Below are 24,836 nucleotides of genomic sequence, written 5' to 3' on the forward strand. Positions count from 1 at the left end.
AACCGAACTTCCAAGGAGATTTACCATGAAGACCCTGATCATCACTGACCTGGCCCGTACCGAAACCCTCGACCGCAGCGCCATGCGCAGCCTGCGCGGCGGCTGGAGCATGTTCTCGCCGTCCTACAAAGTGGGCGACGTCAGCTACGCCCCGAGCGACGACTCGTCGATCCACGCCACCCAGAACCTGGGCCAGGTGCAGAACGTGATGGTTGCCACCGCCAACGACTCGGCCTTCCTGGACGGCGTCAGCGTGCACAACAAGGTATCGCAGAACGGCCAGAACACCATCGTGCGCCGCTGATCCACAAGCCCAATCCATCCAATCCAATGCATTCATCGAGGAGCATCACCATGAAAACCCTGACCATCACCGACCTGGCCCGTACCGAAACCCTGGACCGCAGCGCCATGCACGGCCTGCGCGGCGGCTGGAGCATGTTCTCGCCTTCCTACAAAGTGGGCGACGTCAGCTACGCGCCGAGCTTCGACTCGTCGATCCACGCCACCCAGAACCTGGGCCAGGAACAGAACGCGCTGACGGCCACCGCCAACGGCTCGGCCTTCCTGGACGGCGTCAGCGTCCACAACAAGACGGCCCAGAACGGCCAGAACAAGATCATCGGCGGCTGACCGCCATCACGAACGGCATTGACACCACTTTCGAGGAGCATCACCATGAACACCCTGATCATCAAAGACCTGGCCCGTACCAAAACCCTGGACCGCAGCGCCATGCACGGCGTGCGCGGCGGCTGGAGCATGTTCTCGCCGTCCTACAAAGTGGGCGACGTCAGCTATGCACCGAGCTACGACTCGTCGATCCATGCCACCCAGAACCTGGGCCAGGAACAGAACGTCATGACGGCCACCGCCAACGGCTCGGCCTTCCTGGACGGCGTCAGCGTCCACAACAACGTGGCCCAGAACGGCCAGAACAAGATCATCGGCTAAAGGGAGCGCACCATGTCCATCGCAATCCACGACCTGGCCCATCAGGGCGAACTAGACCGTCATGCCATGGCGGCGGTCCGCGGCGGCTACGCCTTCGGCAAGGACGTCAACGTCAATGTGAACGTCAACCAGCAACTGGCGCAGTTCCAGCAGATCGGCGTGAACGTCCTCAACAACAACGGTGTCATCGGCGCCGGTTTCCACGGCCCCGATATCGATGTGGCCGCCGCGTTGAAGGGGCAGAACAAGCTGGTGTTCTGACGCGGTCCACGCTTCCCATCTTCCCATTGCCGGGTTTGGTCCCGGCAATGGGGTCATTCCGTTAACTTGCCATCTCCAGGAGGCATCATGGCTAACATCGTCATCAAGGACTTGTCGGAAAATGTTGAACTGGATCGCCAGGCAATGCTGGCAATCGCCGGCGGATCGCGCCTGCGTGCGGGGGGACGCTTCGTGCGGCCCGCTTCACAAAAGACCAGGCTGTTCGATCCGGCGCGCATCGCCGTCATCCAGCCGGGAACCAGTAGGCCAGGTTCGCGCTGAGTATCCTCCAGTTCACCCCCAATCCGAAGCCGTTCGGTTACCAGCCGAACGGCTTTTTTTCGTCCCGCCAGTTTGAAGAACACCCGCCGATGAGGGCCTGTCGGCCTGTTCCGGACAGGGGCTGACATGTGTCTGGTCCAGCCCGTCACAAGCGGCATTGCGGCGCTGAGGGAACTTCGCCGACTCCAGCACATCCATACTGTAAATTCCCTGTATTTTCAATGACTTGAGACATTCCAACTCACCGTAGAGACCGGCTGGCACGCATCCTGCTGATAGTCCAATGAGCGCAAATGATTGCCTCGACCAACCGAACTTCCAAGGAGATTTACCATGAAGACCCTGATCATCACCGACCTGGCCCGTACCGAAACCCTCGACCGCAGCGCCATGCGCAGCCTGCGCGGCGGCTGGAGCATGTTCTCGCCGTCCTACAAAGTGGGCGACGTCAGCTACGCCCCGAGCGACGACTCGTCGATCCACGCCACCCAGAACCTGGGCCAGGTGCAGAACGTGATGGTTGCCACCGCCAACGACTCGGCCTTCCTGGAAGGCGTCAGCGTACACAACAAGGTGTCGCAGAACGGTCAGAACACCATCGTGCGCCGCTGATCCACTAGCCCGATCAATCCAATCCAATTCATTCATCGAGGAGCATCACCATGAAAACCCTGATCATCACCGACCTGGCCCGTACCGTAACCCTCGACCGCAGCGCCATGAGCAGCGTGCGCGGCGGCTGGAGCATGTTCTCGCCGTCCTACAAAGTGGGCGACGTCAGCTACACCCCGAGCTACGACTCGTCGATCCACGCCACCCAGAACCTGGGCCAGGAACAGAACGCGCTGACGGTCACCGCCAACGGCTCGGCCTTCCTGGACGGCGTCAGCGTGCACAACAAGACGGCCCAGAACGGCCAGAACAAGATCATCGGCTAAAGGGGAGCCCGCCATGTCATCCATCGCAATCCACGACCTGGCCCATCGGGGCGAACTCGACCGTCATGCCATGGCGGCGGTCCGCGGCGGCTACGCCTTCGGCAAGGACGTCAACGTCAATGTGAACGTCAACCAGCAACTGGCGCAGTTCCAGCAGATCGGCGTGAACGTCCTCAACAACAACGGTGTCATCGGCGCCGGTTTCCACGGCCCCGATATCGATGTGGCCGCCGCGTTGAAGGGGCAGAACAAGCTGGTGTTCTGACGCGGTCCACACTTCCCATCATCCCATTGCCGGGTTCGGTCCCGGCAATGGGCTTCGTCCGTTAACGTGCGGTCAAGGGCTTGTCGGAAAACTTCGGTACGCCAGCGCCACGCTGAATATTCTCCAATCCCCCCATCCGCAGCCGTTCGGTTCCCAGCCGCGCGGCTTTTTTTCGTCCCGCCTGTTTGAAGGACACCTGCCGATAGCGTGCCTGTCGGCCTAGTCCGGACAGAGGCCGAAATGTGTCTGGTCGAGCCCGTCACAAGCGGCATTGCGGCGCTGACGGAACTTCGCCGAATCCAGCGCATCCATACGTTAAATTCCCTTTATTTTCAATGACTTGAACCATGAACACTCACAACAGAGACCGGCTGGCACGCATCCTGCTGATAGTCCAATGAGCGCAAATGATTGCCTCAACCAACCAACCGAACTTCCAAGGAGATTTACCATGAAGACCCTGATCATCACCGACCTGGCCCGTACCGAAACCCTCGACCGCAGCGCCATGCGCAGCCTGCGCGGCGGCTGGAGCATGTTCTCGCCGTCCTACAAGGTGGGCGACGTCAGCTACGCCCCGACCGACGACTCGTCGATCCACGCCACCCAGAACCTGGGCCAGATGCAGAACGTGATGGTTGCCACCGCCAACGGCTCGGCCTTCCTGGACGGCGTCAGCGTGCACAACAAGGTGTCGCAGAACGGCCAGAACACCATCGTGCGCCGCTGATCCACAACCCCGATCCCATCCAATTCATTCATCAAGGAGCATCACCATGAAAACCCTGACCATCACCGACCTGGCCCGTACCGAAACCCTGGACCGCAGCGCCATGCACGGCGTGCGCGGCGGCTTCAAGTTCGCCTCGCCATCCTACAGCTTCGGCAACATCGATTACGCCCCGAGCGACGACTCGTCGATCCACGCCACCCAGAACCTGGGCCAGGTGCAGAACGTGATGAACGCCACTGCCAACGGCTCGGCCTTCCTGGAAGGCGTCAGCGTACACAACAAGGTGTCGCAGGACGGCCAGAACACCATCGTGCGCCGCTGATCCACTAGTCAATCAATCCAATCCAATGCATTCATCGAGGAGCATCACCATGAAAACCCTGATCATCAAAGACCTGGCCCGTACCGAAACCCTGGACCGCAGCGCCATGAGCAGCCTGCGCGGCGGCTGGAGCATGTTCTCGCCGTCCTACAAAGTGGGCGACGTCAGCTACGCCCCGAGCTACGACTCGTCGATCCACGCCACCCAGAACCTGGGCCAGGAACAGAACGTCATGGCTGCCACCGCCAATGGCTCGGCCTTCCTGGACGGCGTCAGCGTGCACAACAAAGCGGCGCAGAACGGCCAGAACAAGATCATTGGCGGCTGAAGCAGAGCTGCGCGGGATCGGCGACGGTCCCGCGCAGCGCTACCAACCACGCTTGGAGAACATCATGTCATCCATCCACATCCACGACCTGGCGCACAGCGCCGCGCTGGACCGCCAAGCCCTGGCGGCGGTCCGCGGCGGCAGCGCCGCCTTCGGCAAGGACATCAACGTGAACGTGAACGTCAACCAGCAGCTGGGCCAGTTCCAGCAGATCGGCGTGAACGTCCTCAACGGCAACGGCGTCATCGGCGCCGGCATGATCGGACCGGACGTCCGGCTCGACGCCCCGCTATGGGGTCAGAACCGGCTCATGTTCTGAGCGGCACCATGAACACGCTGACCATCCTCGACCTGGCGCGCAGCGAACAACTGGACCGCCCGACGATGGCGGCCGTGCGCGGCGGCTGGAAAACACGCCCGCCCGCGGCCGCGTTCGCGATGGCGTCCCGGCGCCGCCAGGGCGAGGTCGGAAAAGTCGAGAATTTGGACTACACTGGAGAAACCCGAAGCGATCTCTCCATTACCACCACGGAGAAGCATCATGGCCACGATTAGCGTCAACGATCTCCCCTCCAGCCAGGTGCTGGACCGCAAGGCCATGACGGCGATCCGCGGTGGCGCCGGCGCGCCCTGGGTATTCGGCTGGATCCAGCCTTATCTGGATGGCGGGTCGGGCCAGGTCCCGGTGATCAACTTTTACCAGATCAATAATTTTGCCGACCAGATGATCAACCAGTTCCAGACCGTCTCGGTCAACAACACCGGCGCGAACGCGACCCTGAACGTGAGCGTGGACGAAAACAGCCTGAACAAGGCGCTGCACCAGTCTTGAGCGGTTCGCCTGCCAATGAGCCTCCGATGAGCCACGCCGCCCCCTTTGCCTGGAGTTCCGCCGCGCAGACCGACATCGGTCCGATCCGCAGCCGCAACGAAGACGCTTACCTGGCCCAGCCGCAGCGCGGCCTGTGGGTCGTTGCGGACGGGATGGGTGGCCACGCCTTCGGGGATGTGGCGAGCAGGACCGTCGTCGATACGCTCGACAACCTGCCTCAGGCGGCGAGCCTGTCCGCCTTCGTCGACGCCGCGCGCGAGCGCATCCTGCAGGTCAACGCCACGCTGCGCGCCGAGGCGCGCGTGCGCCAGGTGCCGGTGATGGGCAGCACGGTCGTCACCCTGCTCGCCTGCGGGACCGAAGCGGCATGCCTGTGGGCCGGCGACAGCCGCATCTACCTGTACCGCCATGGCCGCCTGCAGCAGCTCACGCGCGACCACAACCAGGCGGCGGAGCTGCGCGCGCGCGGCGCCGATCCCGCCCTTGCGGCCGCCAGCTCGAACATGCTCACGCGCGCCCTGGGCGCGAGCGACAGCCTGGAGGTCGACGTCGTCATGCTGGCGGTACGCAATGGCGACATGTTCCTGCTCTGCAGCGACGGTCTCAGCACGCCAGTGTCCGAGCAGGCGATCGAGGACGCGCTTGCCTGCGGCGCCTGCGCCCCGGCAGCCCAGGCCCTGGTCGGGCTGGCGCTGGCGAATGGCGGGCGCGACAACATCACTGTGGTGGTGGTGCGGGTCGACGACATGTCCGGCGACCAGACCTTGATGAACCCTGGCCTGTGAGCGCGGGCGCACCCTGCCTCAATGCGTCTTGCGAAAATCCTTCGAGTGCAGGCCGTGCTTTTTCAGCAGCAGCTGCAGGTGTTGGCGATTCATCTCCCAGCGGCGCGCCAGTTCGGCCACCATGCCGCTGACCTCCAGCAAGCCCTGCTCCAGGCAGCGGCGCTCGGCTTCGTCGCTGGCGGCCCGTTTTGCCTCGGCCAGCGAGGGAGTGGCCGGCGCCGCGCCGGCCGTGCCGGCGAGGGCGCCGGGCAAGGCGGGCCGGATGTCTTCCGGCAGATGCCCCAGGTCGGCGGTCTCGCCGGCCAGGCAGGAGATGCGGTACATGATGTTGCGCAGTTCGCGAATGTTGCCGGGATAGGCGTAGCGCAGCAGGAATTCGCGCAGGCGCGGCGTCAAGGCCGCCGGCCGCCGCTTGAGCGCTTCGGCCGCCTCGTCGCCGTAATAGGCGAGCAGCAGCGGAATCTCATCCTTGCGTTCGCGCAGCGGCGGCAGGGTCAGGTGGATCACGCTGAGCCGGTAGAACAGGTCTTCGCGAAAGCTGCCCTGTTCGATCAGCTTGCGCAGGTTCTTGTTGGTCGCGGCGACGATGCGCGCGTCCACCGAAATGGTCTCGTCCGAGCCAACGCGCTGGATCTCGTGCGACTGCAGGACGCGCAGCAGCTTGACCTGGCCGGGCAGCGGCAATTCACCGATCTCGTCGAGGAAGATGGTGCCCCGGTGCGCGCTTTCGAACTTGCCCTTGCGGTCGCGATCCGCGCCGGTGAACGAACCCTTCCGGTGGCCGAACAGTTCCGACTCCAGCAGGCTGTCGGGAATCGCGCCGCAGTTGACGGACACGTAGGGCATGTCGGCGCGCGTGCCGTTGGCGTGGATGACCTTGGCCATCAGCTCCTTGCCGGTGCCGCTCTCGCCGTCGACCAGCACCGGCAAGTCGGTGGGCGCCGCCTTCTCGGCGATTTCGAGGGCGTCCAGCAGTTTCGGATTGTCGCCGAAGGTACCTTCGAACACGAAGCTGCGGGCCAGCAAGGCGCGGCGCCGCTCGCCGGTCGATGGTTCTGGCGCCGCGGGTTCGGCGCCGCGGCGCTCGGTGTCGGCGCTGACGGCCTGGACGAAACGCTCCTTGTGCGACAGCTGCATCACCTCGTCCCGCAGCGCGCCGGCCTGGCGCAGCAGCTTGTCGACGTCGGGCTGCTCGAGCCGGCTCGACCAGCGCAGGGTGGAACGCATGATCTCGATCTTTTCCAGCAGCGCCGCATACGACATCGCCGATCCGCGTTCGCCGCCGGGATTGAACAGTTTCATGACATCCCCGCGCCCAGCTGTTTTTGCACCAGCTCGTAGTACATGCCACGCCGCGCGAGCAACTCGTCGTGGCGCCCCTGTTCGGCGATCTTGCCTTCGTACAGCACGACGATCTTGTCGGCCCGCATGATGGTGCTCAGGCGGTGCGCGATGATCACCGCCGTGCGTCCCGCCAGGATCGCTTCCATGTTCGCCATGATGTTGCTTTCGGATTGGGTGTCGAGGGCCGACGTCGCCTCGTCGAACACCAGCAGGCGCGGATCGTGGTACAGGGCGCGCGCGATGCACAGGCGCTGTACCTGGCCGCCGGACAGGCCGACGCCGCGCTCGCCCACCACCTGCTCGTAGCCGAGCGGCAGCTTGCTGATGAAGGCATGGGCGTCGGCCATCTTCGCCACCTCTTCGACCCGACGGCGGTCGGGGCTGTCGTCGCCGCTGGCGATGTTCTCGGCAATCGTGCCGGAAAACAGCAGGTTGCTCTGCATGACGTAGCCGACCTGGGCACGGAAATACCCGCGGTCGATGGCGCTCATGTCGTAGCCGTCGACGAAGATCTTGCCTTCGCTGGGCGGATAGAAGCCGACCAGCAGCTTGGCCAGCGTGGTCTTGCCCGAACCGCTGCGGCCGACGATCGCCACCAGCTGGCCGGGCTTGATGTCGATGTCGATATCCTCCAGCACCCAGGGCGTGTCCTCGCCGCCGTAGCGGAAGAACAGGCGCTCCAACCTGACCTCGCCCTGCAGGTCGGGCAGTACCACACGTGCCGCGACATCGGCGGGCTTCTGCTCCGGCTCGATGTCGAGCACGTCGCCGAGACGCTCCATCGCCACCGTGGCGTCGCCCATCCGGCTCCACAGTCCTACCAGCCCCATCAGCGGTCCCAGCACGCTGCCCATCAGGGCATTGAAGGCCATCAGCTGGCCGATCGTCAGCTCGCGCTCCAGCACCAGGCTGGCGCCGGCCCACAGGATCACGATTGTGGTGGCCGAATTCAGGATCTGGCTGCCCAGTCCGACCAGGATGCTGAACGATTGCGAGCGGTACTGGGTTTCCAGCGCCTTCACGTATTTCTTTTCCCACTTCAGGCGCACCGGGCGTTCGCTGCCCATGCCCTTGATGGTTTCGATGCCGCCCAAGGCCTCCATCAAGAACGATTGGGCGTCGGTCGATGCGGCGAACACTTCCCGCGCGTAGGCCTTGATACGAGGCGTCGCGACGACGGTCAGCGCCACGATCGGGATCACGAAGGCGATCAGCAGCATGGTCAACTTGACGTTGTAGAAGAACAGAATCGTGAAATAGATGAACACCATCAACAAGTTCAGCAAGGTCGTCACGGTCGACTCGGTCAGGAAGGCGCGGATCGTCTGGTTTTCCGAGAAGCGCGCCAGGATGTCGCCGGTCTTGCGCTTGGCGAAGAAGGAATACGGCAGGGACATCGTGTGCTTGAAGAACTGCGCCATCATCGAGAAATCCAGGTTGCGCACCATGTAGTTGGACAGGTAGGCACGCAGCGTCGACATGACCTGGGTGAAGGCGGTGGAAATGACCAGGCCCAGGATCAGCAGGTGCAGCAGGCCAAGGTTCTGGTGGACCAGCACCCCGTCGAGGATGTTCTGGATGATCAGCGGCGGCACGATGCCCAGCATCTGGATCACGAAGGTCGCCAGGAAAAGGTGCAGCAGGATCTTCCGGTACGGCCGCAGGTAGCCCACGAAACGCAGCCAGGGCGAGCGCACCGCCGCCGTCTGCAGCAGCTGCTCGCCCGGCGAAAACACCAGGCAGGTGCCGCTCCAGCCGCGCTCGAACTCTTCCACGCTCATCTTCTTGAAGCCGACCGCCGGGTCGGCCACCCACACATGCTGCGCAGATACGCCGTACACGACCACGTAGTGATATCCCTCCCAGTGCACGATGAAGGGCAGTTCGAAGCCGAGCAGCGCGTCGTAGGTACATTGCAGGCCGCGGGTGCCGAATCCGAGCGCCTCGCCGGCGCGCGCGAGGCTGTCCAGCGTCGCCCCCTGGGCGGTCACGTTCGCCAGCTCGCGCAGCTTGCCAAGTGTCATGTTAATGCCGTAGTGCCGGCACAGCATGGCCAGGCAGGCCGCACCGCAATCCATTTCCTCGGCTTGTTCGACCCAGGCGAAACGTTTGATGAGCTTTTCGCCGGCCTTCGGCTGGGACGCCATATCCAGCACGGCCGGACGCTTGCGCCGCTCGGCCAGCTTTTTCTGGCGGTGCAGTTCGCGCTCGAGAAAGCGCACACGCTCCTCGATCACTTCGCGGAAGCGGGCATTGCGTTCGAGGATGAAATGGGCCGACTTTTCCGGAATGACCAGCACGGTCGTGTCGCTTGCCGCCACCACCGTGGCCGGCTGCTCCTGGCGCATCAGGGAAGCGCGCTCGCCGAAGATCTCGCCCGGCCCCAGGGTCGCCAGCGTGTATTCATCCGTGCTGTCCTGCACGATCACCCGGACTTCGCCCTGGCGCACCACGTAAAGGCGGCGGTCGTCGCGCGCGCCCTGCTTCAGGATTTCCTTGCCGGCGGTGATGCGCTTGACGCCGACGCTGCGCACGAACTCGTCCAGTTCAGGCTTGCTGACCTTGCCGCGCAGGTCGAACAGCCGCGCGACCAGGCCACCCGCCGAGCTGACCGCGACATAGTTGTTGATGAAGTCGAGCGCCGCGGGATTGCGGGCCACCGCCGGTTCGATCGCCGTGCGAGGGATGAACCACAGTTCGGTCTTGAGGGCGGCACGCGCCGATACTTCGTGGCGCGAGCTGCGCAGCATGGCCATCTCGGCGAACACTTCGCCCGCCTTACGCACCCCCATGCTGATTTCCTTGCCGTGTTCCTCGCTGAACACGCGCACGGAGCCGGCGCGGATCACATACAGGCCGTCGGCCGTTTCACCGGCATTGCAGATGGTGTCGCCGAAGGCGTAGGCGCGCGTCTCGACGGCATCGGCGAGGCTTTCCAGTTCTTCCGCGGTGAAGATCGACAGGATCTCGACGGTCGCCAGGAATTCCGCAGGGGATTGCTGTTGTTGCGCCAATGAGTCCATGTCGGCGTCCCGCGGACCAGTCCGTCACGCCGGCAGCTCAGCGCGCGGGACAAGCCTCGATGATGTGTTCCTGGGCGCGCGCCGCCAGCCATTCCTCGCGCAGCAGCCGGCGCACCTCGACTGTCGTCTCCTCGTCCAGCATGGCCGGACACCTGGCATTGACCATGTAGATTTCGAACAAGGTCCGGTCGGATGAAGGAAATGGCCCCAGCAGATCCCCCGCCCCTGCATTGAACACGCGCGCCTCGATGTCCGGCTTGAGGGCGCCGCGCAGCACCTTGCCGATCAGGCCGCCGTTCTCGCGCGCTTCGCCCACGGAATATTCGCTGACCATCTCGGCGAAACTGTCGGGATCATCCTCCAGCGCCGACATCATCTCCCTCGCCTTGCCCTCGGCGTCGAGCACGATGCGGCTGATCTCGACGCTGTCGAACCTGGGCGAATTGAGCTTGAAATACTGTTCCACCGCCTGTGGACTGCATACCTGCTCCATCATCCTTTCCTGGATCAGTCCTTCGACGATGAAATCCTCGAACTCGTCCAGACTGACGCCGAGCACATCGAGGTAGTGATTCATGTCGGCGGCGCGATGCAATCCCTGGACGCGGCGGAACTGGTCGGCACGTTCCTGGATGGCTTCAGGGGCAGGCTGCATCCCCTGCTTCCTGGCCGCCAGTACGGTCAGCTTGTCGCGCACCATCTGCTCGACGAGGCCTTCGAACTGCCCAGTCAGTTTTAATGTCCGTATGAAATCATCCGTCTCGATCACGGTATCGTCGATGCGCACAATCCCGGCCATGGCTTCTCCCTCGGCACCCGCGGGCCGCGCAAGGCGGCCGCTGACACTGTTGTTCTTACCGGCACAGGTGCAAGTCCGCGCCGATCGACGTCCTCATCCTATCCGTTGTAGCAGGCAGAACCGTAAAGTCAATGACGATGCGCTCGGCGGGCGGCCGGAAACTTGGCGACGGGGGCCAAAAAAAAAGCTCGCCGAAGCGAGCCTTTTCAAAGCACACAAGCAGAGCTTCCTCTAGGAAATCTCACTCCCACTCAATCGTCGCCGGCGGCTTCCCCGAAATATCATAAACAACCCGGTTCAAGCCACGAACCTCATTAATGATCCGGTTCGACACCTTACCCAGCAACTCATGCGGCAGGTGTGCCCACTGCGCCGTCATGAAGTCCAGGGTCTGCACGGCACGCAGGGCCACGACGTACTCATAAGTCCGCCCATCGCCCATCACGCCCACCGATTTCACCGGCAGGAACACCGCAAACGCCTGCGAAGTCGCCTCGTACCAGTTCACCGGCGCCTTGCCGGCATCGATACCCGGCACCATCGGCGCCACGAAGGGCGTATTGCGCAGCTCTTCGATGAAGATCGCGTCCGCCTCGCGCAGCAGGTCGGCGTACTCGCGCTTCACTTCGCCGAGGATACGCACGCCGAGGCCCGGACCCGGGAACGGATGGCGGTACACCATGTCGTGCGGCAGGCCGAGGGCCACGCCCAGCTTGCGCACCTCGTCCTTGAACAGCTCGCGCAGCGGCTCCAGCAGCTTGAGGTTCAGCGTCTCCGGCAGGCCGCCCACGTTGTGGTGGCTCTTGATGGTCTGGCCCTTCTTGCCCTTGCCTGCCGACTCGATCACGTCCGGGTAGATGGTGCCTTGCGCCAGCCACTTCGCGTTGGTCAGCTTGCCCGCTTCGACCTGGAACACTTCGACGAACTCGCGGCCGATGATCTTGCGCTTCTGCTCCGGGTCGGTGACGCCGGCCAGGTGGCCCATGAACTGGCTCGATGCGTCGATGCGCAGCACCTTGACGCCGAGGTTTTTCGAGAACATGTCCATCACCATCTTGCCCTCGTCCTTGCGCAGCAGGCCATGGTCGACGAAGACGCAGGTCAGCTGGTCGCCGATGGCGCGGTGGATCAGGGCCGCGGCCACGCTGGAATCGACGCCGCCGGACAGGCCGAGGATGACTTCGTCGCTGCCGACCTGGGCGCGGATCTTCTCGACCGCTTCGCCGATGTAGTCCGGCATGTTCCAGTCGCTCTTGCAGCCGCAGATTTCGTGCACGAAGCGGCCGATGATGGCTTCGCCCTGGGTGGTGTGGGTGACTTCCGGATGGAACTGCAGCGCGTAGAAACCGCGCGCTTCGTCCGCCATGGCGGCCACCGGGCAGCTGTCGGTGGAGCCCATCAGCTTGAAGCCTTCCGGCATTTCCAGGACCTTGTCGCCGTGGCTCATCCAGACCTTCAGCATGCCGTGGCCTTCGCTTGTTACGAAGTCGTTGATGCCGTTCAGCAGTTTGGTATGGCCGCGGGCGCGCACCTCGGCGTAGCCGAATTCGCGTACTTTACCGTTTTCGACCTTGCCGCCCAGCTGGGCCGCCATGGTCTGCATGCCGTAGCAGATGCCGAGCACCGGCACGCCGAGTTCGAACACGGCCTGCGGCGCGCGCGGCGAGTCGCCTTCGAGGGTCGAGTTGTGGCTGCCCGACAGGATCACGCCGGAGGCGCCGTAGTTGCGGACGAAGTCGTCTCCGATATCGTAGGGAAAGACCTCCGAAAACACACCGGCGTCGCGCACGCGGCGGGCGATCAGCTGGGTAACCTGGGAACCGAAGTCGAGAATGAGGATTTTGGAATGCATGTAATTTTTCAGATAGCGGATACGAAAACGCGGCCGTCGGGCCGCGTTGTTTATTCGGAGCGGTAGTTCGGCGCTTCCTTGGTGATCTGCACGTCGTGCACGTGCGATTCACGCATGCCGGCCGAGGTGATCTCGACGAATTCGGCCTTCGAGCGCAGTTCTTCGATGCTGCCGCAGCCGCAGTAGCCCATCGACTGGCGCACGCCGCCGACCAGCTGGTAGATGATGGCCAGCACGCTGCCCTTGTAGGCGACGCGGCCTTCGATGCCTTCCGGGACGAACTTGTCGGCCTTGGACGAAGCCTCCTGGAAGTAGCGGTCGGCCGAGCCTTCGGCCATCGCGCCCAGCGAGCCCATGCCGCGGTAGCCCTTGTAGCTGCGGCCCTGGTACAGGATCACTTCGCCCGGCGCTTCTTCGGTACCGGCGAACATCGAGCCCATCATGACGGTGTGGGCGCCGGCTGCCAGCGCTTTCGAGATGTCGCCCGAGTAGCGGATGCCGCCGTCGGCGATGCAGGGCACGCCCGTGCCTTCGAGTGCTTCGGCCACGTTCGAGATCGCGGTGATCTGCGGCACGCCGACGCCGGCGACGATACGGGTGGTGCAAATCGAGCCCGGCCCGATGCCGACCTTGACCGCGTCGGCGCCGGCTTCGACCAGCGCGCGCGCGGCGGCGGCGGTGGCGATGTTACCGCCGATGACGTCGACCTGCGGATAGCTGTCCTTGATCCATTTCACGCGGTCGAGGATGCCCTGCGAGTGGCCATGGGCGGTGTCGACCACCAGCACGTCCACGCCGGCCTTCACCAGCAGTTCCACGCGTTCCTTGTCCTTGTCGCCCACGCCCACTGCCGCGCCCACGATCAGCTTGCCCTGTGCGTCCTTCGATGCGTTCGGGTGCTCGTGCGACTTCAGGATGTCCTTCACGGTGATCAAACCGCGCAGTTCGAAGGCGCTGTTCACGACCAGCACGCGCTCCAGGCGGTGCTTGTTCATCAGGCGCTTGGCTTCGTCGGTGTCCGCTTCTTCAGTGACGTACACCAGCTTTTCGCGCGGGGTCATCTTGGTGCGCACTTCCGCGTCCAGGTCTTCCTCGAAGCGCAGGTCGCGGTTGGTGATGATGCCCACCACTTGCGCGCCTTCGACGACCGGGAAGCCGCTGAAGCCATGCTGGTGCTGGAGCGCGATCACGTCGCGGATCTTCATCGTCGGCGGCACCGTGATCGGGTCGCGCAGCACACCGGCTTCGAAGCGCTTGACGCGCGCCACTTCGCGGGCCTGGTCGGCGGGACGCAGGTTCTTGTGGATGATGCCGATGCCACCCTCCTGCGCCATCGCGATCGCGAGGCGGGCTTCGGTGACGGTGTCCATGGCGGCCGACAGCAGCGGAATGTTCAGCGAGATATTCCGGGTCAGCTTGGTGCGCAGGGACGTGTTGGCCGGGAGGATGTTGGAGTAGGCCGGGACGAGCAGCACGTCATCGAAGGTGAGTGCTTTCTGAAGAAGACGCATAGTTTTATTTCCTATAGGCGCAAAAGCGAATTATACAGAAACTCCCATAAAACTTCTGCGAACATCCCAAAAATGCGGGAAAGCGGCTTGACACTCGGCCGTTTAGAACCCCTGCGCGAATTGACAGTGCCTCCGAATCGTGGCGAAATCAGGCCGGTGATAACAAGAGGAAACACGATGAATGCACGATGGTTGCGTCCGCTGTGCGCCGGCGCCCTTGCCCTGGCGTCCGTGTCCGCTCACGCCCAGTACAGCTGGATCGACGACAAGGGCATGCGCGTGTTTTCGGACCGTCCGGCGCCGCCGGGCACGCCGGCCGAGCGCATCCTGAAGACGCCGCGCAGGATCGAGGCCGCGTCCTTGCCGGCCGCCGTGCCCGCCGAGCCGGATGCGGCGCCGGATTGGAAAAAGCGCGAAGAGGATTACAAGCGACGCAGCGCCTTGCGCGCCGGGGAAGAAGAAAAGGCAAAGCTGGCGGCGCGCGAGACACAGCGATTGGCGCACGACATGCAATGCATGCGGGCGCGGGAAGCGCAGGGCAAGCTCGAGCAGATGGAGACTGCGCGCTTCCGGACTTGGGACAAGAGCAATGCACGCGAGCAGTTGCCTGAGCTGGAGAACCGGCAGCGGGAGTTGCTCAGGCTGCGGGCGGTGTTGGCCGGCTGCGTGCCGGGTTGAGGTTCAGCATGTGCGTGGGCACGTAAATCAGTCCCCCGGACTGATTTACCCCACCCTACCCTTTCTTGGCGGCGCGCCTGCGTCTTGAGTCCTTGGGGTCGGCCACCAGCGCGCGGTAGATTTCGATGCGGTCGCGCTCGCGCAGAACCGTGTCGAGCGTCTTCTTCTTGCCGTAGATGCCGACCGGCTGGGTCACCAGGCTGATCTCCGGGTAGCGCGCCAGCACGCCGCTGCCTTCGATGGCCTGGCCGATGGTGGTGCCGGGCGGGACGCGCATCGGATGGATGAATTCCTCGCTGGGTGTGGCGTACGCCACGCAGACCTGGACCTGTGAAGCCTCAGACACCATACACCTGCTCGGCGCGCTTGCAGAAGGAATCGACCATGGTGTTGGCGATCATGCCGAACACCGGCCCGACGATCTGTTCCAGGATCACGCTGGAGAACTCGTACTGCATGTCGAAGTCGATCTTGCAGGCGTCGGCGCGCAGCGGCTTGAAGGACCAGGTCGCTTCCAGCATCTTGAAGGGGCCGTCCACCAGGTGCATCTTCATCTGGGTCGGGCGCTGGTTGTGGTTGGCGGTGGTAAAGCTCTGCTTGACGCCGTGGAAGTTGATTTGCAGGGAGGCGGTCAGATTGTCCCCGGTCTGCTCGATGATCTTCACCCCATTGCACCAGGGAAGGAATTTTGGATAATCCTCGACCTTCGCCACGAGGTCGAACATTTGCTCGGCGCTATAGCCCAAGAAAACTGATTTGTGCACTACTGCCATTTGTCAGCCGTTTGTTATGATGTTGGATTAACAGTAGTTTAACCGACGCGCGCATTTTAGCTATTTCATGAGTATTATTGATAATAAGAAAGCCTTCTTCGACTACTTCATCGAGGACCGCTACGAGGCCGGCCTGGTCCTGCAGGGCTGGGAAATCAAGGCGATCCGCGAAGGCCGTGTCCAGATCAAGGAAGCCTACGTGGTCGTCCGCAATGGCGAGCTCTACCTGTTCGGCGCCCACATCAGCGCCCTCACCGCCACCTCGGCCTGGAGCCATCCGGAGGCGCTGCGCACCCGCAAGCTGCTGCTGCACAAGGCCGAGATCGAGAAGCTGGTCGGCAAGGTCGAGCGCTCAGGCTATACCCTGGTGCCGCTGAACCTGCACTTCAAGGGCGGCCGCGTGAAGTGCGAAGTCGGCCTGGCCAAGGGCAAGAAGCAGCACGACAAGCGGGATACCGAGCGCGACCGCGACGCCAAGCGCGAAGTCGAGAAGGCGATGAAGACCAACCGCCGCTGAGGCCGGCTCTTCCGTACCCGGCGCCCGCCCACCGCGATATGAAGTTTTCATCGTTTTATCGCGGTTCGCTGGCTGAATGCACTACACTGGCCGTTCGACCATTTAACGGCCTTCTCCATGCACGATTCAGCCAGTCCCGCCAGCCTTCCCTCCGACCCCGGCGTCGTGCCGAGCACGCTCAAGTTCCCGGTGGTTGGAATCGGTGCGTCCGCAGGGGGCTTGCCGGCGCTGCTGCGCTTCTTCGAGCACATGCCGCAAAATTCAGGCATGGCCTTCGTGGTCATACTGCACCTCTCGCCGAGGCACGACAGCTCGGCCGACCAGATCCTGCAGCGCGCCACGCGCATGCCGGTGACCCAGGTCGTGCAGACGGTCGACATCGAGGCCGACCACGTCTACGTGATCCCACCCAACTCGCACATGACGATGATCGACGGCGTCCTCGGCCTGACTGCGCTGGAACGTCCGCGCGGCGCCCACATCGCCATCGACCTGTTCTTTCGGACCCTGGCCGAAGTGCACCGGGAGCGCTCGGTGGCGATCGTTCTCTCGGGCACTGGCTCGGACGGCGCCGTCGGTCTCACGCGGATCAAGGAGCAAGGCGGCGTCACGATCGTGCAATTGCCCGCTGACGCGGAACACGACGGGATGCCGCAGGCCGCCATCGGCACCGGCATCGTCGACTTCGTGCTGCCGGTGGCCGACATGCCGCAGAAGCTGATCGATCTGTGGGAAAACGCCCGCATCATCGAGCTGCCGCCGTCCGGGGATGGCGAAGGCCCGATCGCCCACCTGCCCCAGCAGAACACGATCGAACTGGCGGAGGAAGCGCTGCAGCGCGTCGTCTTCCTCCTGCTGAACCGCACCGGCCACGATTTCAAGCAGTACAAGCGCGCCACCGTGCTGCGCCGTATCGAAAGGCGCATGCAGGTGCGCAGCGTGCATACCCTGCCGGCCTACTGCAGCCTGCTTGAAAACGATCCGCGCGAATGCCACGCGCTGCTCGACGACATGTTGATCGGGGTGACCAATTTCTTCCGCGACCGCGAAGCCTTCGAGGCGATCGAACGCGACATCATTCCGGAGCTCTTCAAGGACAAGTCGGCGACCGACGAGGTCAGGGTCTGGGTTGCCGCTTGCTCCACCGGCGAAGAAGCCTATTCGCTGGCCATGCTGCTGGACGACCACGCGGCCGAGATGCCGCATCCGCCTCCATACCAGGTATTCGCGTCGGACATCGACAACGACGCCATCGCCCAGGCCCGCAGCGGCGCCTATCCAGCCTCGATCATCACCGACATTCCGCCGACCCGGCTGCGGCGCCACTTCACCAAGGATGACGAGCGCTACAACATCCGCAAGCCGATTCGCGACCGCATCTTGTTTGCTTCGCATAACGTGCTGCGCGATCCGCCCTTCTCGCGGCTCGACATGGTCTCCTGCCGCAACCTGCTGATCTACCTGAACCGCGAGGTCCAGGCGCGGGTGCTGGAAATGTTCCATTTCGCGCTGAAGCCGGGCGGCTATCTGTTCCTGGGTGGCTCCGAATCGGCGGAGGCCGTGGCGGATTTCTTCGTCCCGATCGACAAGAAAAACCGCATCTACCGCGCCCGTCCGACCGCGCGCACGATGAACTCGGGCGCCCAGTTGTCCGGCCACGTCAGCCGACTGCCCGAACTGATCCAGCGCCCGCCGCCGCGCCGCCAGTTCTCGTACGCGGAAGTCCACCAGCGCGCGCTGGCGCAGGCGTCGGCGCCCTCGGTGGTGCTGGACCGCGAGGGGAACGTCGTCCACACCTCCAAGCAGGCAGGCCAGTACCTGAGGCTGGCCGACGGCGAGCCCTCGCGCAACGTGCTCAGCCTGATTCTTCCGGAACTGCGGCTAGAGCTGCGCAGCGCGCTGTACCAGGTCCAGCAAGGCAATGCCGGTGTCGAATGCCGCCATATCATGGTCGACGTCCAGGGCCGCGCTACGATTATCGGCATGACGGTCACGCCCTTCAACGACGAAGACAGCTCGGAAAACTTCACGCTTGTCGTGTTCAAGGAAATCCCGCCCGAGGCGGCGCCGGTCACGCCCGGTGCGCCGCGCGACGACCTGGTCCTGACCCAGCTCGAGACCGAGCTGCAGCGCACCAAGGAACAGCTGCAGGAGACCATCGAGCATTCCGAGATCTCGACCGAGGAGCTGCGCGCCTCGAACGAGGAGCTGCAGGCGATCAACGAAGAGCTGCGCTCGGCCACCGAAGAACTCGAAACCAGCAAGGAAGAGCTGCAGTCGGTGAACGAAGAACTCATCACCGTCAATTACGAACTCAAGGTGAAGGTCGAGGAAACCGGCAAGGCGAACGATGACCTGAACAACCTGATCGCCTCGACCGACATCGCCACCTTGTTCGTCGACAGCAGCATGCGCATCAAGCGCTTCACGCCGCGCGCGACCGACATCTTCAGCGTGATCGCCTCCGACCTCGGGCGCTCGCTGCTGGACCTGACCCACCGGCTCGACTACGACGAGCTGGCCGACGACGTCAGCGCCACCTTCGAGACCCTGCGCCCGGTCGAGCGCGAGGTGCGCAGCACCGATGGCCGCTGGTACATCGTGCGCCTCCTGCCCTACCGCACCACCGAGGACAGGATCGAGGGCGCGATCATGACCTTCTTCGACATCAGCGCGCGCCGCCAGGCCGAGGAAAAGGCCCGCGTCAGCGAGGCGCGCATGCGCATGGTTGCGGAGAGCACCCACGACTACGCCATCATCACGATGGATGCCGAGGGCCGCGTCACCAGCTGGAACAAGGGCGCCGAGCGGATGTTCGGCTATGACGAATCCGACATGCTGGATCGTAGCCTCGACATCCTGTTCACGCCGGAAGACCGCATGAGCGGTGCGCGCGAGGAAGAAATGCGCCGCGCCCGCGAGGAAGGCCGCTCCGAGGACGAGCGCTGGCACCTGCGCAAGGACGGCAGCCGCTTCTACGCCAGCGGGGTCACCAACCCGCTCGGACCCGCCGCCCAGTACGGCTTTGCCAAGATCGCGCGCGACGAGACCGAGCGCCTGCGCCAGATCAGCGAGCGCGACGAAGCGCTGAACCTGGAGCACCGCGAACGCGCCGGCGCCGAGCATGCGGCGGCGATGAAGGACCAGTTCCTCGCCATCATGTCGCACGAACTGCGCCAGCCGCTCAACATGATCGGCATTAACGCCGACCTCTTGTCGCGCATTCCGGAAGTGCGGGCCTCGAGCCTTGCCGCCCGTTGCGCCGAAACGATCCGCTCCTCCGTGCTCAGCCAGGCCAAGATCATCGAGGACCTGCTCGACCTGTCGCGCGTGCGCACCGGGAAGCTGGCGCTGTCGGTGGCGCCGCTCCATGCCGACAAGCTGGTCGGCGCCATCGTCGACGTCGCCCGCGCCGACCCGTCTGGCCGCGGCCTGCTGATCGAAGCCTTCGGCCTCGACCAGCCGCTGGTCGTGATGGCGGACGCCGTGCGCTTCGAGCAGGTCGTCATGAACCTGCTCAGCAACGCCATCAAGTTTACGCCCAAGGGCGGCAGCGTCCAGGTCAGGCTCGCGGCCGTGGACGGCGCCATGCGCCTGGACGTCCAAGACACAGGGCAAGGCATCGCGCCCGGCAGCCTGGCCAAGGTGTTCGACATGTTCGGCCAGCCGAATTCGGTGACCACGCGCGCCAAGGGCGGCCTGGGCATCGGCCTGGCGCTGGTGCGCGAACTGGTCAACCTGCACGGCGGGCGCATCGAAGCCCGTTCGGACGGCATCGGCAAGGGCGCCTGCTTCTCGGTCTGGCTGCCGCTCATCGAGCAGGATGGCCACGAGCTGAGCGGCGCCACGGGCGAGGGCCAGGCCGACATTGCCGGCCTGCGCATCCTGCTGGTGGACGACGTCGAGGACGCGGTGCTGGTCATGCAGTCGCTGCTGGAGATGTACGGCGCCGAGGTGCGCGTCGCCACCAGCGCGCGGCAGGCTCTCGGCATCCTCGGCGAGGAGGAGATCGACCTGCTGATCTCCGACATCTCGATGCCGGACATGGATGGCTACGGGCTGTTGCGCGAGGTCCGCAAGATGCCGCGCTACGCGACCCTGCCGGCGGTGGCGGTCACCGGACTTGGACGCGAGCAGGACATCGCCGCGGCGCGCCAGGCGGGCTTCGCCGCCCACCTCGGCAAGCCGCTGTCGGTGGATCGCCTGCTGTCCATCATTCCCGGCCTGAAGCGGCGCACGGCGGTAAGCTAGGTTTTCGCCCCCGCTTCAGCGGAAATACGGCGGCACGTTGCCGGCGATCCGCGCGAATTCGGCCTCCGTGAGCGGCAGCTTGCGGAAGGCGGCCCAGGATTCGCGCGGGCGCAGGTTGCCGCCCTGCGCCGAATCGGTCCCGTACAGCACCTTGTCGGTCCCCACCTGGCGGATGGTGTCCGCCACCAGCTTCGCCAGTTCGGGCCTGCGGTCGCGGTCGACGATGGAGGCGACGTCGAAGTACAGATTGCGGGTGTGCGGATCGTGGCGCGCCACGGCGGCCGCCATCACGGCCATCGCCTCGCGCGAAGGCGGATCTTCGTAACCCGGGCCGGCGCCGCCGAAGTGCGCCACCTGCACCGTCACATCCGGCGCCGCCGGCAAGACCCGTTCGATGAAGATCCTGGCCTGGGGCGTGCCACATGGGCCGGGTCGTCGAGCTGGATGTCCGAATTCCCGAAGTGGAGCTTGATGCCGCGCGCCATGCCGGGCGTGCCCGCGCAGCGCTTCAGTTCCTCGATCGCGTAGTCCTTCAGCGGGTTGAAGCTGCAAAAGGCGACCAGGCGGTCGGGGTAACACGCGGCCTGGGCCGCGGTCCAGTCGTTCTCGGCTTTGACCTTGGCGAGTTCGTCCTCCACCTGCCGTCCCGGCTTGCCGAACATGTAGGCGAGCGACAGCAGCGTGGCCTTGCGGATGCCGGCGGCGTCGAGCAGCGCGATCACATCCTTTGCATCCAGCGGCTGCAGGCCGGCATCCGGGCCGGCCAGCGCGATGTCGGCCGCGCTGAACACGTGCTGGTGGTAGTCGCCGACCGGGGTCTGGGCATGGGCCAGGCCGGCGATCAGGGATGCGGCGAGGACGAGGCGGCGGGCAAGCCTGGACATGGCGGTCTTCGGCATTTTCATGATGCCAGTCTAGCGCCGGCGCCCCCGCGCCGCCAGCCCCGCCAGGCACAGCGCCGCGTAGCTGGCGGCGAGGCCGACCGCCACGCCGCAGGCCAGCCGGAAGGCGCTGCCGAACAGGATGGGCGCGACCAGGCCCGAGACCAGCGCGAAGGACATCATCTGGATGAAGGCCAGCATCGAGGCCGCCAGCCCGCGGTTTTCCGGGAACAGGCCGAGGGCGGCCACCTGGATCGCCGGCATGGCGACCGCCAGGCCGAAGGTGTAGACCATCAGCGGCAGCACGGCCCAGGGGACGGTCACGGCGTCGCCGGCCCAGGCGGCGTAGCCGACGTTCAGCACGCAGGCCAGCGCCATCAGGCCGAAGCCGATCGCGCGCATCGTGGCCGGTGCGTGCGTCGCGGCGCGCTTGCCGCCCCAGGCCGAGCCGATCACCATGCCGCTGATCAGGGGGATGAACATCCAGCCGAAGGCGGTCTCCGGCAGGCGCAGGATCTCCATCACGAAGTTGGCGGCCGAGCCGATGTACAGCGACAGGCCGCCGAAGGCCAGGCCCACCGACAGCGACAGCAGCAGGAACTGCGAATGGCCCAGCACCTTCAGGTAGTTGCGCGCGATGGCGAGTCCGTGGAAGGCATGGCGCTTTTCGCGCGGCAGGCTCTCGGGCAGCAGGCGCCAGCAGACCAGCAGCATCAGCGTGCCGAACAGGGCCAGGAACCAGAAGGTGGCGCGCCAGCCGAAGTGCACGTGCAGCCAGCCGCCCAGCACCGGCGCGATGGCCGGTGCCAGCCCGAACACCATCATGATGTGGGACATCATCTTCTGGGCTTGGGCGCCGCTGAAGCGGTCCTGCACGATGGCCTGGCCGATCACGGAACCGGCGCCCGCGGCCAGCCCCTGCATCGCGCGGAAGGCGAGCAGCCAGCCGAAGCTGGGCGCCAGCGCGGCGCCGGCCGAGCCGAGGGTGTAGATGACGAGGGCCACCAGGATCACGGGGCGGCGGCCGAAGGAATCGGAGAGGGTCCCGTGGAACAGCATCATGAACGCGAACGTGAACAGGAACACGCTCAGGGTCTGCTGCACGGCGACCGGGCCGACGGCGAAGGCGCGCCCGATCGCGGGAATGGAAGGAAGATAGGTATCGATCGCCAGCGCACCCACCATCCCCAGGCAGGCCAGGATCACCGTCAACAGTCTTTGCATCTCTCGCCTTGCTTTACTCGAAAGGCGAGATTGTAGCGATGTTTCCGTGTTGGCGTTTCAGTTGGGGCGATACAGCGACATGCCGAAACGCTCGGTGCGCGGCATCCAGTTGCCCTGGTAGTCGGCCGAGACCAGCACCCGCTCCGCGCGGCCGATCAGGAGCTTGCGCGGCACCAGGCCGATCACGCGCGAGTCGGCGCTGTTGTCGCGGTTATCGCCCAGCATCAGGTATTCGCCGTCCGGCACCCGCAGCGGGCCGAAGGTGCGCGGCGCCACCACGTCCGGCAGCACCTGGATATGGCGGCGCTGGCCCTTGCCGCCTTCGATCGATTCCGACAGTTGCAGCGCGCGCAGGGTCGCGCCCTGGATCGAGTCCAGCGATTCCGCCACCATGTCGTAGTTGGCGCCCTTGCCGTTGATGTAGAGACGCTCGTTGCGCATCTCGACGGTGTCGCCGGGCAGCGCCACCAGGCGCTTGATCAGCAGGGTGCCGTCTTTCGGCGAGCGGAAGGTGACGATGTCGCCGCGCGCCGGCTCGCCCATGCGCGCCAGCACCATGTCGGTCAGCGGCACCTTCAGGTCGAAAGCCATGCGGTTCACCAGCACCACGTCGCCTTCCAGCAGGTTCGGGTGCATCGAGGCCGAGGGAATCGGGTTCCAGTCCGCCACCGCGGTGCGGAACACGCCGAACAGGACCAGGAAGGCCAGAAAGCCTTTGTTGTTGCGCACGAAGTTCTTCACGGCGGGACTCCTCGGGTTGATTGTATTCCGGTTTATACGCGGTATTGATGTGCAGATGCTTAATAGAAAATTAAAGCGGGTGTATGTATGGGGATGCGGACGTGGGCACGGGGTGCCCGCGTTCACCTTTTGCCGGCCGCCGGCTTAAATGCGTGCCACGCGCCCACGGCTACCGGCATCCCGAGCCCGATCACCGACACAAGATCCCACCAGCCATCCCCCAGCAGCCCCGCCACCAACCCGGTCGCGGTGAGCACCCCAAGCAAAATCGGCATCCCCCACAGCGAACGAAAACCCGTCATCGCGGCTCCCCTTCCCGCACCAGCGCCGGCTGCGGCGCCGGCTGCGCGGCCGCTTTGGCGCCGGCCTTCACGGCAGCCCGCCCGCGCTTCAGCCACAAATACAAGCCGCTGCCCAGCACCACGATGGTCGCCAGGTCCAGCAGCGCCCACAGCAACTTCATGCCCTGTCCGCCGTAGTCGCCGAAGTGCAGCGGCTGCGACAGCAGCAGGGTGCTCAGGTACCAGGGCAGCGTGCGCTGGTCGGTCACCTGGCCCGTGGCGGCATCGACCAGCACCGGCTTGTACAGCTTCGCCGTCAGCGCCTGGTCGCCGCGCATGTAGACGCCGTAGTGGTGCGAACTCGCGAAGGGCGTGCCCGGGAAGGCGACGAAGCCGACCCGCATGCCCGGCTGCAGCGCCTGGGCGCGCGCCACCGACTGCTCCATCGAGGCCAGCTCTTTCAACGGCGGCTGGCCTCGAATTTCTCCCTCCTTGGGCTGGACCATGGCCGCGATCTCGGTCGCCTGCCAGTATTGCAGCAGCACGTCGGCCAGGGTGTTGACGACGCCGGTCGCGCCCACCACCAGGGTCCAGACCAGGGTCACGATGCCGAGCAGGTTGTGCAGGTCCAGCCATTTCAGGCGCGCGGTACGGCCATGCCGGACGTCGCCGAATTCGAGCTTGCGCATGAAGGGCGCGTACAGCACCACCCCGGAGACGATCGCCACCAGCAGCAGCAGGCCCATGCAGCCGAGGAAGAGCTTGCCCGCCACGCCGGCGAACAGGTCGACATGCAGGTGGAACAGGAAGGCCATCACCTTGCCGCCTTCGATCGGCGGCTCGGCCACGTAGTGCGCGGTGCGGGCGTCGACCGCGATCGAGACGAAGTCCGGGTCGGTCGGATTCGCGCCCATGGTCAGGAACCACAGGGCCGGCTGGTCGGCCTCCTGCGACATGTACATCATCACCTTGCCGGGATAGCGCGCCTGGCCCGCGGCGATCACGCTGTCGAGGCTGGCGCGCGGCGGCACGGAGGCCAACTGCCCTGCCTGCGCGGCAGGCAGTACCGGCGGCTCGACCTCGTTGCCCAGCAGGTGGCCGATCTCGTGCGTGTAGATGAGCGGCAGGCCGGTCAGGCAAAGCAGCAGCATGAAGACGGTGCAGACCAGGCTGCTCCATTTGTGGATCCAGGACCAGCGGCGGAGGGAAACGGGGGACATGGGGCTAGATAATAATGGTTCTCATTTACAGAATCAAGCAT

General features: G+C 64.8%; 31 protein-coding genes. 18 read left to right on the plus strand and 13 right to left on the minus strand.

The window, feature by feature from the left end:
* The first annotated feature begins 25 nt into the window (after nucleotides 1-25).
* The 15 genes from ACFPO9_RS09905 (at nucleotide 26) to ACFPO9_RS09975 (ending at nucleotide 5,700) form a co-directional block, all read left to right on the plus strand.
* Nucleotides 26-304 (plus strand): hypothetical protein, encoded by a 279-nt coding sequence (locus ACFPO9_RS09905; protein ID WP_379770064.1) that lies wholly within the window; start codon nucleotides 26-28, stop codon nucleotides 302-304.
* 50 nt (nucleotides 305-354) lie between these two features.
* Nucleotides 355-633, plus strand: a complete 279-nt coding sequence (locus tag ACFPO9_RS09910; RefSeq protein ID WP_379770065.1) for a hypothetical protein — start codon at nucleotides 355-357, stop codon at nucleotides 631-633.
* A gap of 45 nt (nucleotides 634-678) precedes the next feature.
* On the plus strand, nucleotides 679-954 hold the full coding sequence (locus ACFPO9_RS09915; protein ID WP_379770068.1) for a hypothetical protein: 276 nt from the start codon (nucleotides 679-681) through the stop codon (nucleotides 952-954).
* A 12-nt stretch (nucleotides 955-966) separates the two neighbouring features.
* Nucleotides 967-1,215 (plus strand): hypothetical protein, encoded by a 249-nt coding sequence (locus ACFPO9_RS09920; protein WP_379770070.1) that lies wholly within the window; start codon nucleotides 967-969, stop codon nucleotides 1,213-1,215.
* 87 nt (nucleotides 1,216-1,302) lie between these two features.
* A complete protein-coding gene (locus ACFPO9_RS09925; protein ID WP_379770073.1) occupies nucleotides 1,303-1,497 on the plus strand; it encodes a hypothetical protein in 195 nt (64 codons plus the stop codon).
* Nucleotides 1,498-1,830: 333 nt separating this feature from the next.
* Nucleotides 1,831-2,109, plus strand: coding sequence for a hypothetical protein (locus ACFPO9_RS09930; protein WP_379770075.1), 279 nt, complete (start codon nucleotides 1,831-1,833; stop codon nucleotides 2,107-2,109).
* A 50-nt stretch (nucleotides 2,110-2,159) separates the two neighbouring features.
* Entirely contained in the window at nucleotides 2,160-2,435 is a 276-nt protein-coding gene (locus tag ACFPO9_RS09935) for a hypothetical protein (RefSeq protein ID WP_379770077.1), read from the plus strand.
* A 13-nt stretch (nucleotides 2,436-2,448) separates the two neighbouring features.
* Nucleotides 2,449-2,700, plus strand: coding sequence for a hypothetical protein (locus ACFPO9_RS09940; protein ID WP_379770079.1), 252 nt, complete (start codon nucleotides 2,449-2,451; stop codon nucleotides 2,698-2,700).
* Between the two features lie 451 nt (nucleotides 2,701-3,151).
* Nucleotides 3,152-3,430 (plus strand): hypothetical protein, encoded by a 279-nt coding sequence (locus ACFPO9_RS09945; RefSeq protein ID WP_379770081.1) that lies wholly within the window; start codon nucleotides 3,152-3,154, stop codon nucleotides 3,428-3,430.
* Between the two features lie 46 nt (nucleotides 3,431-3,476).
* The gene (locus ACFPO9_RS09950; protein ID WP_379770083.1) at nucleotides 3,477-3,755 is read left to right on the plus strand and encodes a hypothetical protein; all 279 of its coding nucleotides are present in this window, start codon (nucleotides 3,477-3,479) and stop codon (nucleotides 3,753-3,755) included.
* 49 nt (nucleotides 3,756-3,804) lie between these two features.
* Nucleotides 3,805-4,083, plus strand: coding sequence for a hypothetical protein (locus ACFPO9_RS09955; RefSeq protein WP_379770085.1), 279 nt, complete (start codon nucleotides 3,805-3,807; stop codon nucleotides 4,081-4,083).
* 64 nt (nucleotides 4,084-4,147) lie between these two features.
* The gene (locus ACFPO9_RS09960) at nucleotides 4,148-4,402 is read left to right on the plus strand and encodes a hypothetical protein (RefSeq protein WP_379770087.1); all 255 of its coding nucleotides are present in this window, start codon (nucleotides 4,148-4,150) and stop codon (nucleotides 4,400-4,402) included.
* Between the two features lie 8 nt (nucleotides 4,403-4,410).
* On the plus strand, nucleotides 4,411-4,638 hold the full coding sequence (locus ACFPO9_RS09965) for a hypothetical protein (protein ID WP_379770089.1): 228 nt from the start codon (nucleotides 4,411-4,413) through the stop codon (nucleotides 4,636-4,638).
* The gene (locus ACFPO9_RS09970) at nucleotides 4,625-4,915 is read left to right on the plus strand and encodes a hypothetical protein (protein ID WP_379770091.1); all 291 of its coding nucleotides are present in this window, start codon (nucleotides 4,625-4,627) and stop codon (nucleotides 4,913-4,915) included. The genes ACFPO9_RS09965 and ACFPO9_RS09970 overlap by 14 nt, the downstream gene beginning before the upstream one ends.
* A 26-nt stretch (nucleotides 4,916-4,941) precedes the next feature.
* Nucleotides 4,942-5,700: a PP2C family protein-serine/threonine phosphatase gene (locus tag ACFPO9_RS09975; RefSeq protein ID WP_379770093.1), complete on the plus strand. Its 759-nt coding sequence runs from the start codon at nucleotides 4,942-4,944 to the stop codon at nucleotides 5,698-5,700.
* Between the two features lie 18 nt (nucleotides 5,701-5,718).
* Here the strand turns inward: ACFPO9_RS09975 and ACFPO9_RS09980 are convergent, their stop codons facing one another.
* The 5 genes from ACFPO9_RS09980 to guaB form a co-directional block, all read right to left on the minus strand.
* Nucleotides 5,719-7,002, minus strand: a complete 1,284-nt coding sequence (locus tag ACFPO9_RS09980) for a sigma-54 interaction domain-containing protein (RefSeq protein ID WP_379770095.1) — start codon at nucleotides 7,000-7,002, stop codon at nucleotides 5,719-5,721.
* Complete coding sequence (locus ACFPO9_RS09985) at nucleotides 6,999-10,067, minus strand: peptidase domain-containing ABC transporter (protein ID WP_379770097.1); 3,069 nt, start codon at nucleotides 10,065-10,067, stop codon at nucleotides 6,999-7,001. Before ACFPO9_RS09985 ends, ACFPO9_RS09980 begins: the two co-directional genes overlap by 4 nt.
* 37 nt (nucleotides 10,068-10,104) lie before the next feature.
* Nucleotides 10,105-10,866 carry a peptidylprolyl isomerase gene (locus tag ACFPO9_RS09990; protein WP_379770099.1) on the minus strand — a complete coding sequence of 254 codons (762 nt, stop codon included), beginning with the start codon at nucleotides 10,864-10,866 and terminating at the stop codon, nucleotides 10,105-10,107.
* Nucleotides 10,867-11,107: 241 nt separating this feature from the next.
* Complete coding sequence (guaA, locus tag ACFPO9_RS09995; RefSeq protein ID WP_379770101.1) at nucleotides 11,108-12,718, minus strand: glutamine-hydrolyzing GMP synthase; 1,611 nt, start codon at nucleotides 12,716-12,718, stop codon at nucleotides 11,108-11,110.
* Nucleotides 12,719-12,768: 50 nt separating this feature from the next.
* Complete coding sequence (gene guaB, locus ACFPO9_RS10000) at nucleotides 12,769-14,229, minus strand: IMP dehydrogenase (RefSeq protein ID WP_379770104.1); 1,461 nt, start codon at nucleotides 14,227-14,229, stop codon at nucleotides 12,769-12,771.
* Between the two features lie 177 nt (nucleotides 14,230-14,406).
* Between guaB and ACFPO9_RS10005 the strand changes: the two genes are divergently transcribed.
* Nucleotides 14,407-14,907 (plus strand): DUF4124 domain-containing protein, encoded by a 501-nt coding sequence (locus ACFPO9_RS10005; protein ID WP_379770107.1) that lies wholly within the window; start codon nucleotides 14,407-14,409, stop codon nucleotides 14,905-14,907.
* Nucleotides 14,908-14,962: 55 nt separating this feature from the next.
* On the opposite strand, the gene ACFPO9_RS10010 is transcribed toward ACFPO9_RS10005, so the two are convergent.
* Nucleotides 14,963-15,256 (minus strand): RnfH family protein, encoded by a 294-nt coding sequence (locus ACFPO9_RS10010; RefSeq protein WP_379770109.1) that lies wholly within the window; start codon nucleotides 15,254-15,256, stop codon nucleotides 14,963-14,965.
* Nucleotides 15,246-15,680, minus strand: a complete 435-nt coding sequence (locus ACFPO9_RS10015; protein ID WP_379770111.1) for a type II toxin-antitoxin system RatA family toxin — start codon at nucleotides 15,678-15,680, stop codon at nucleotides 15,246-15,248. Before ACFPO9_RS10015 ends, ACFPO9_RS10010 begins: the two co-directional genes overlap by 11 nt.
* Nucleotides 15,681-15,747: 67 nt before the next feature.
* Here ACFPO9_RS10015 and smpB point away from each other — a divergent pair, with 67 nt between their 5' ends.
* Together smpB and ACFPO9_RS10025 are read left to right on the plus strand one after the other, a co-directional pair.
* Complete coding sequence (gene smpB / locus ACFPO9_RS10020; RefSeq protein ID WP_379770113.1) at nucleotides 15,748-16,197, plus strand: SsrA-binding protein SmpB; 450 nt, start codon at nucleotides 15,748-15,750, stop codon at nucleotides 16,195-16,197.
* Between the two features lie 117 nt (nucleotides 16,198-16,314).
* Entirely contained in the window at nucleotides 16,315-20,448 is a 4,134-nt protein-coding gene (locus ACFPO9_RS10025) for a CheR family methyltransferase (protein ID WP_379770115.1), read from the plus strand.
* A gap of 15 nt (nucleotides 20,449-20,463) precedes the next feature.
* Here the strand turns inward: ACFPO9_RS10025 and ACFPO9_RS10030 are convergent, their stop codons facing one another.
* From ACFPO9_RS10030 to ACFPO9_RS10055, 6 genes are all read right to left on the minus strand, one after another.
* Nucleotides 20,464-20,832, minus strand: coding sequence for an amidohydrolase family protein (locus ACFPO9_RS10030; protein ID WP_379770118.1), 369 nt, complete (start codon nucleotides 20,830-20,832; stop codon nucleotides 20,464-20,466).
* A complete protein-coding gene (locus ACFPO9_RS10035) occupies nucleotides 20,811-21,332 on the minus strand; it encodes an amidohydrolase family protein (RefSeq protein WP_379770121.1) in 522 nt (173 codons plus the stop codon). The genes ACFPO9_RS10030 and ACFPO9_RS10035 overlap by 22 nt, the downstream gene beginning before the upstream one ends.
* Nucleotides 21,333-21,362: 30 nt before the next feature.
* Nucleotides 21,363-22,553, minus strand: a complete 1,191-nt coding sequence (locus ACFPO9_RS10040; protein WP_379770123.1) for a multidrug effflux MFS transporter — start codon at nucleotides 22,551-22,553, stop codon at nucleotides 21,363-21,365.
* A gap of 57 nt (nucleotides 22,554-22,610) precedes the next feature.
* Nucleotides 22,611-23,294: a signal peptidase I gene (gene lepB / locus ACFPO9_RS10045; RefSeq protein WP_379770126.1), complete on the minus strand. Its 684-nt coding sequence runs from the start codon at nucleotides 23,292-23,294 to the stop codon at nucleotides 22,611-22,613.
* Between the two features lie 122 nt (nucleotides 23,295-23,416).
* On the minus strand, nucleotides 23,417-23,596 hold the full coding sequence (locus ACFPO9_RS10050) for a hypothetical protein (RefSeq protein WP_379770128.1): 180 nt from the start codon (nucleotides 23,594-23,596) through the stop codon (nucleotides 23,417-23,419).
* Nucleotides 23,593-24,795: a PepSY-associated TM helix domain-containing protein gene (locus tag ACFPO9_RS10055; RefSeq protein ID WP_379770130.1), complete on the minus strand. Its 1,203-nt coding sequence runs from the start codon at nucleotides 24,793-24,795 to the stop codon at nucleotides 23,593-23,595. Before ACFPO9_RS10055 ends, ACFPO9_RS10050 begins: the two co-directional genes overlap by 4 nt.
* Nucleotides 24,796-24,836: the final 41 nt, after the last annotated feature.

It is taken from the genome of Massilia aerilata (assembly GCF_042656905.1).
GTDB lineage: Bacteria > Pseudomonadota > Gammaproteobacteria > Burkholderiales > Burkholderiaceae_D > Telluria > Telluria aerilata.

Bases quoted from the DNA above. Each gene is read 5' to 3' on its own strand.
- ACFPO9_RS09905 (WP_379770064.1), top strand. From the start codon at position 26: ATGAAGACCCTGATCATCACTGACCTGGCCCGTACCGAAACCCTCGAC.
- ACFPO9_RS09910 (WP_379770065.1), top strand. From the start codon at position 355: ATGAAAACCCTGACCATCACCGACCTGGCCCGTACCGAAACCCTGGAC.
- ACFPO9_RS09915 (WP_379770068.1), top strand. From the start codon at position 679: ATGAACACCCTGATCATCAAAGACCTGGCCCGTACCAAAACCCTGGAC.
- ACFPO9_RS09920 (WP_379770070.1), top strand. From the start codon at position 967: ATGTCCATCGCAATCCACGACCTGGCCCATCAGGGCGAACTAGACCGT.
- ACFPO9_RS09925 (WP_379770073.1), top strand. From the start codon at position 1,303: ATGGCTAACATCGTCATCAAGGACTTGTCGGAAAATGTTGAACTGGAT.
- ACFPO9_RS09930 (WP_379770075.1), top strand. From the start codon at position 1,831: ATGAAGACCCTGATCATCACCGACCTGGCCCGTACCGAAACCCTCGAC.
- ACFPO9_RS09935 (WP_379770077.1), top strand. From the start codon at position 2,160: ATGAAAACCCTGATCATCACCGACCTGGCCCGTACCGTAACCCTCGAC.
- ACFPO9_RS09940 (WP_379770079.1), top strand. From the start codon at position 2,449: ATGTCATCCATCGCAATCCACGACCTGGCCCATCGGGGCGAACTCGAC.
- ACFPO9_RS09945 (WP_379770081.1), top strand. From the start codon at position 3,152: ATGAAGACCCTGATCATCACCGACCTGGCCCGTACCGAAACCCTCGAC.
- ACFPO9_RS09950 (WP_379770083.1), top strand. From the start codon at position 3,477: ATGAAAACCCTGACCATCACCGACCTGGCCCGTACCGAAACCCTGGAC.
- ACFPO9_RS09955 (WP_379770085.1), top strand. From the start codon at position 3,805: ATGAAAACCCTGATCATCAAAGACCTGGCCCGTACCGAAACCCTGGAC.
- ACFPO9_RS09960 (WP_379770087.1), top strand. From the start codon at position 4,148: ATGTCATCCATCCACATCCACGACCTGGCGCACAGCGCCGCGCTGGAC.
- ACFPO9_RS09965 (WP_379770089.1), top strand. From the start codon at position 4,411: ATGAACACGCTGACCATCCTCGACCTGGCGCGCAGCGAACAACTGGAC.
- ACFPO9_RS09970 (WP_379770091.1), top strand. From the start codon at position 4,625: ATGGCCACGATTAGCGTCAACGATCTCCCCTCCAGCCAGGTGCTGGAC.
- ACFPO9_RS09975 (WP_379770093.1), top strand. From the start codon at position 4,942: ATGAGCCACGCCGCCCCCTTTGCCTGGAGTTCCGCCGCGCAGACCGAC.
- ACFPO9_RS09980 (WP_379770095.1), bottom strand. From the start codon at position 7,002: ATGAAACTGTTCAATCCCGGCGGCGAACGCGGATCGGCGATGTCGTAT.
- ACFPO9_RS09985 (WP_379770097.1), bottom strand. From the start codon at position 10,067: ATGGACTCATTGGCGCAACAACAGCAATCCCCTGCGGAATTCCTGGCG.
- ACFPO9_RS09990 (WP_379770099.1), bottom strand. From the start codon at position 10,866: ATGGCCGGGATTGTGCGCATCGACGATACCGTGATCGAGACGGATGAT.
- guaA (WP_379770101.1), bottom strand. From the start codon at position 12,718: ATGCATTCCAAAATCCTCATTCTCGACTTCGGTTCCCAGGTTACCCAG.
- guaB (WP_379770104.1), bottom strand. From the start codon at position 14,229: ATGCGTCTTCTTCAGAAAGCACTCACCTTCGATGACGTGCTGCTCGTC.
- ACFPO9_RS10005 (WP_379770107.1), top strand. From the start codon at position 14,407: ATGAATGCACGATGGTTGCGTCCGCTGTGCGCCGGCGCCCTTGCCCTG.
- ACFPO9_RS10010 (WP_379770109.1), bottom strand. From the start codon at position 15,256: ATGGTGTCTGAGGCTTCACAGGTCCAGGTCTGCGTGGCGTACGCCACA.
- ACFPO9_RS10015 (WP_379770111.1), bottom strand. From the start codon at position 15,680: ATGGCAGTAGTGCACAAATCAGTTTTCTTGGGCTATAGCGCCGAGCAA.
- smpB (WP_379770113.1), top strand. From the start codon at position 15,748: ATGAGTATTATTGATAATAAGAAAGCCTTCTTCGACTACTTCATCGAG.
- ACFPO9_RS10025 (WP_379770115.1), top strand. From the start codon at position 16,315: ATGCACGATTCAGCCAGTCCCGCCAGCCTTCCCTCCGACCCCGGCGTC.
- ACFPO9_RS10035 (WP_379770121.1), bottom strand. From the start codon at position 21,332: ATGTCCAGGCTTGCCCGCCGCCTCGTCCTCGCCGCATCCCTGATCGCC.
- ACFPO9_RS10040 (WP_379770123.1), bottom strand. From the start codon at position 22,553: ATGCAAAGACTGTTGACGGTGATCCTGGCCTGCCTGGGGATGGTGGGT.
- ACFPO9_RS10050 (WP_379770128.1), bottom strand. From the start codon at position 23,596: ATGACGGGTTTTCGTTCGCTGTGGGGGATGCCGATTTTGCTTGGGGTG.
- ACFPO9_RS10055 (WP_379770130.1), bottom strand. From the start codon at position 24,795: ATGTCCCCCGTTTCCCTCCGCCGCTGGTCCTGGATCCACAAATGGAGC.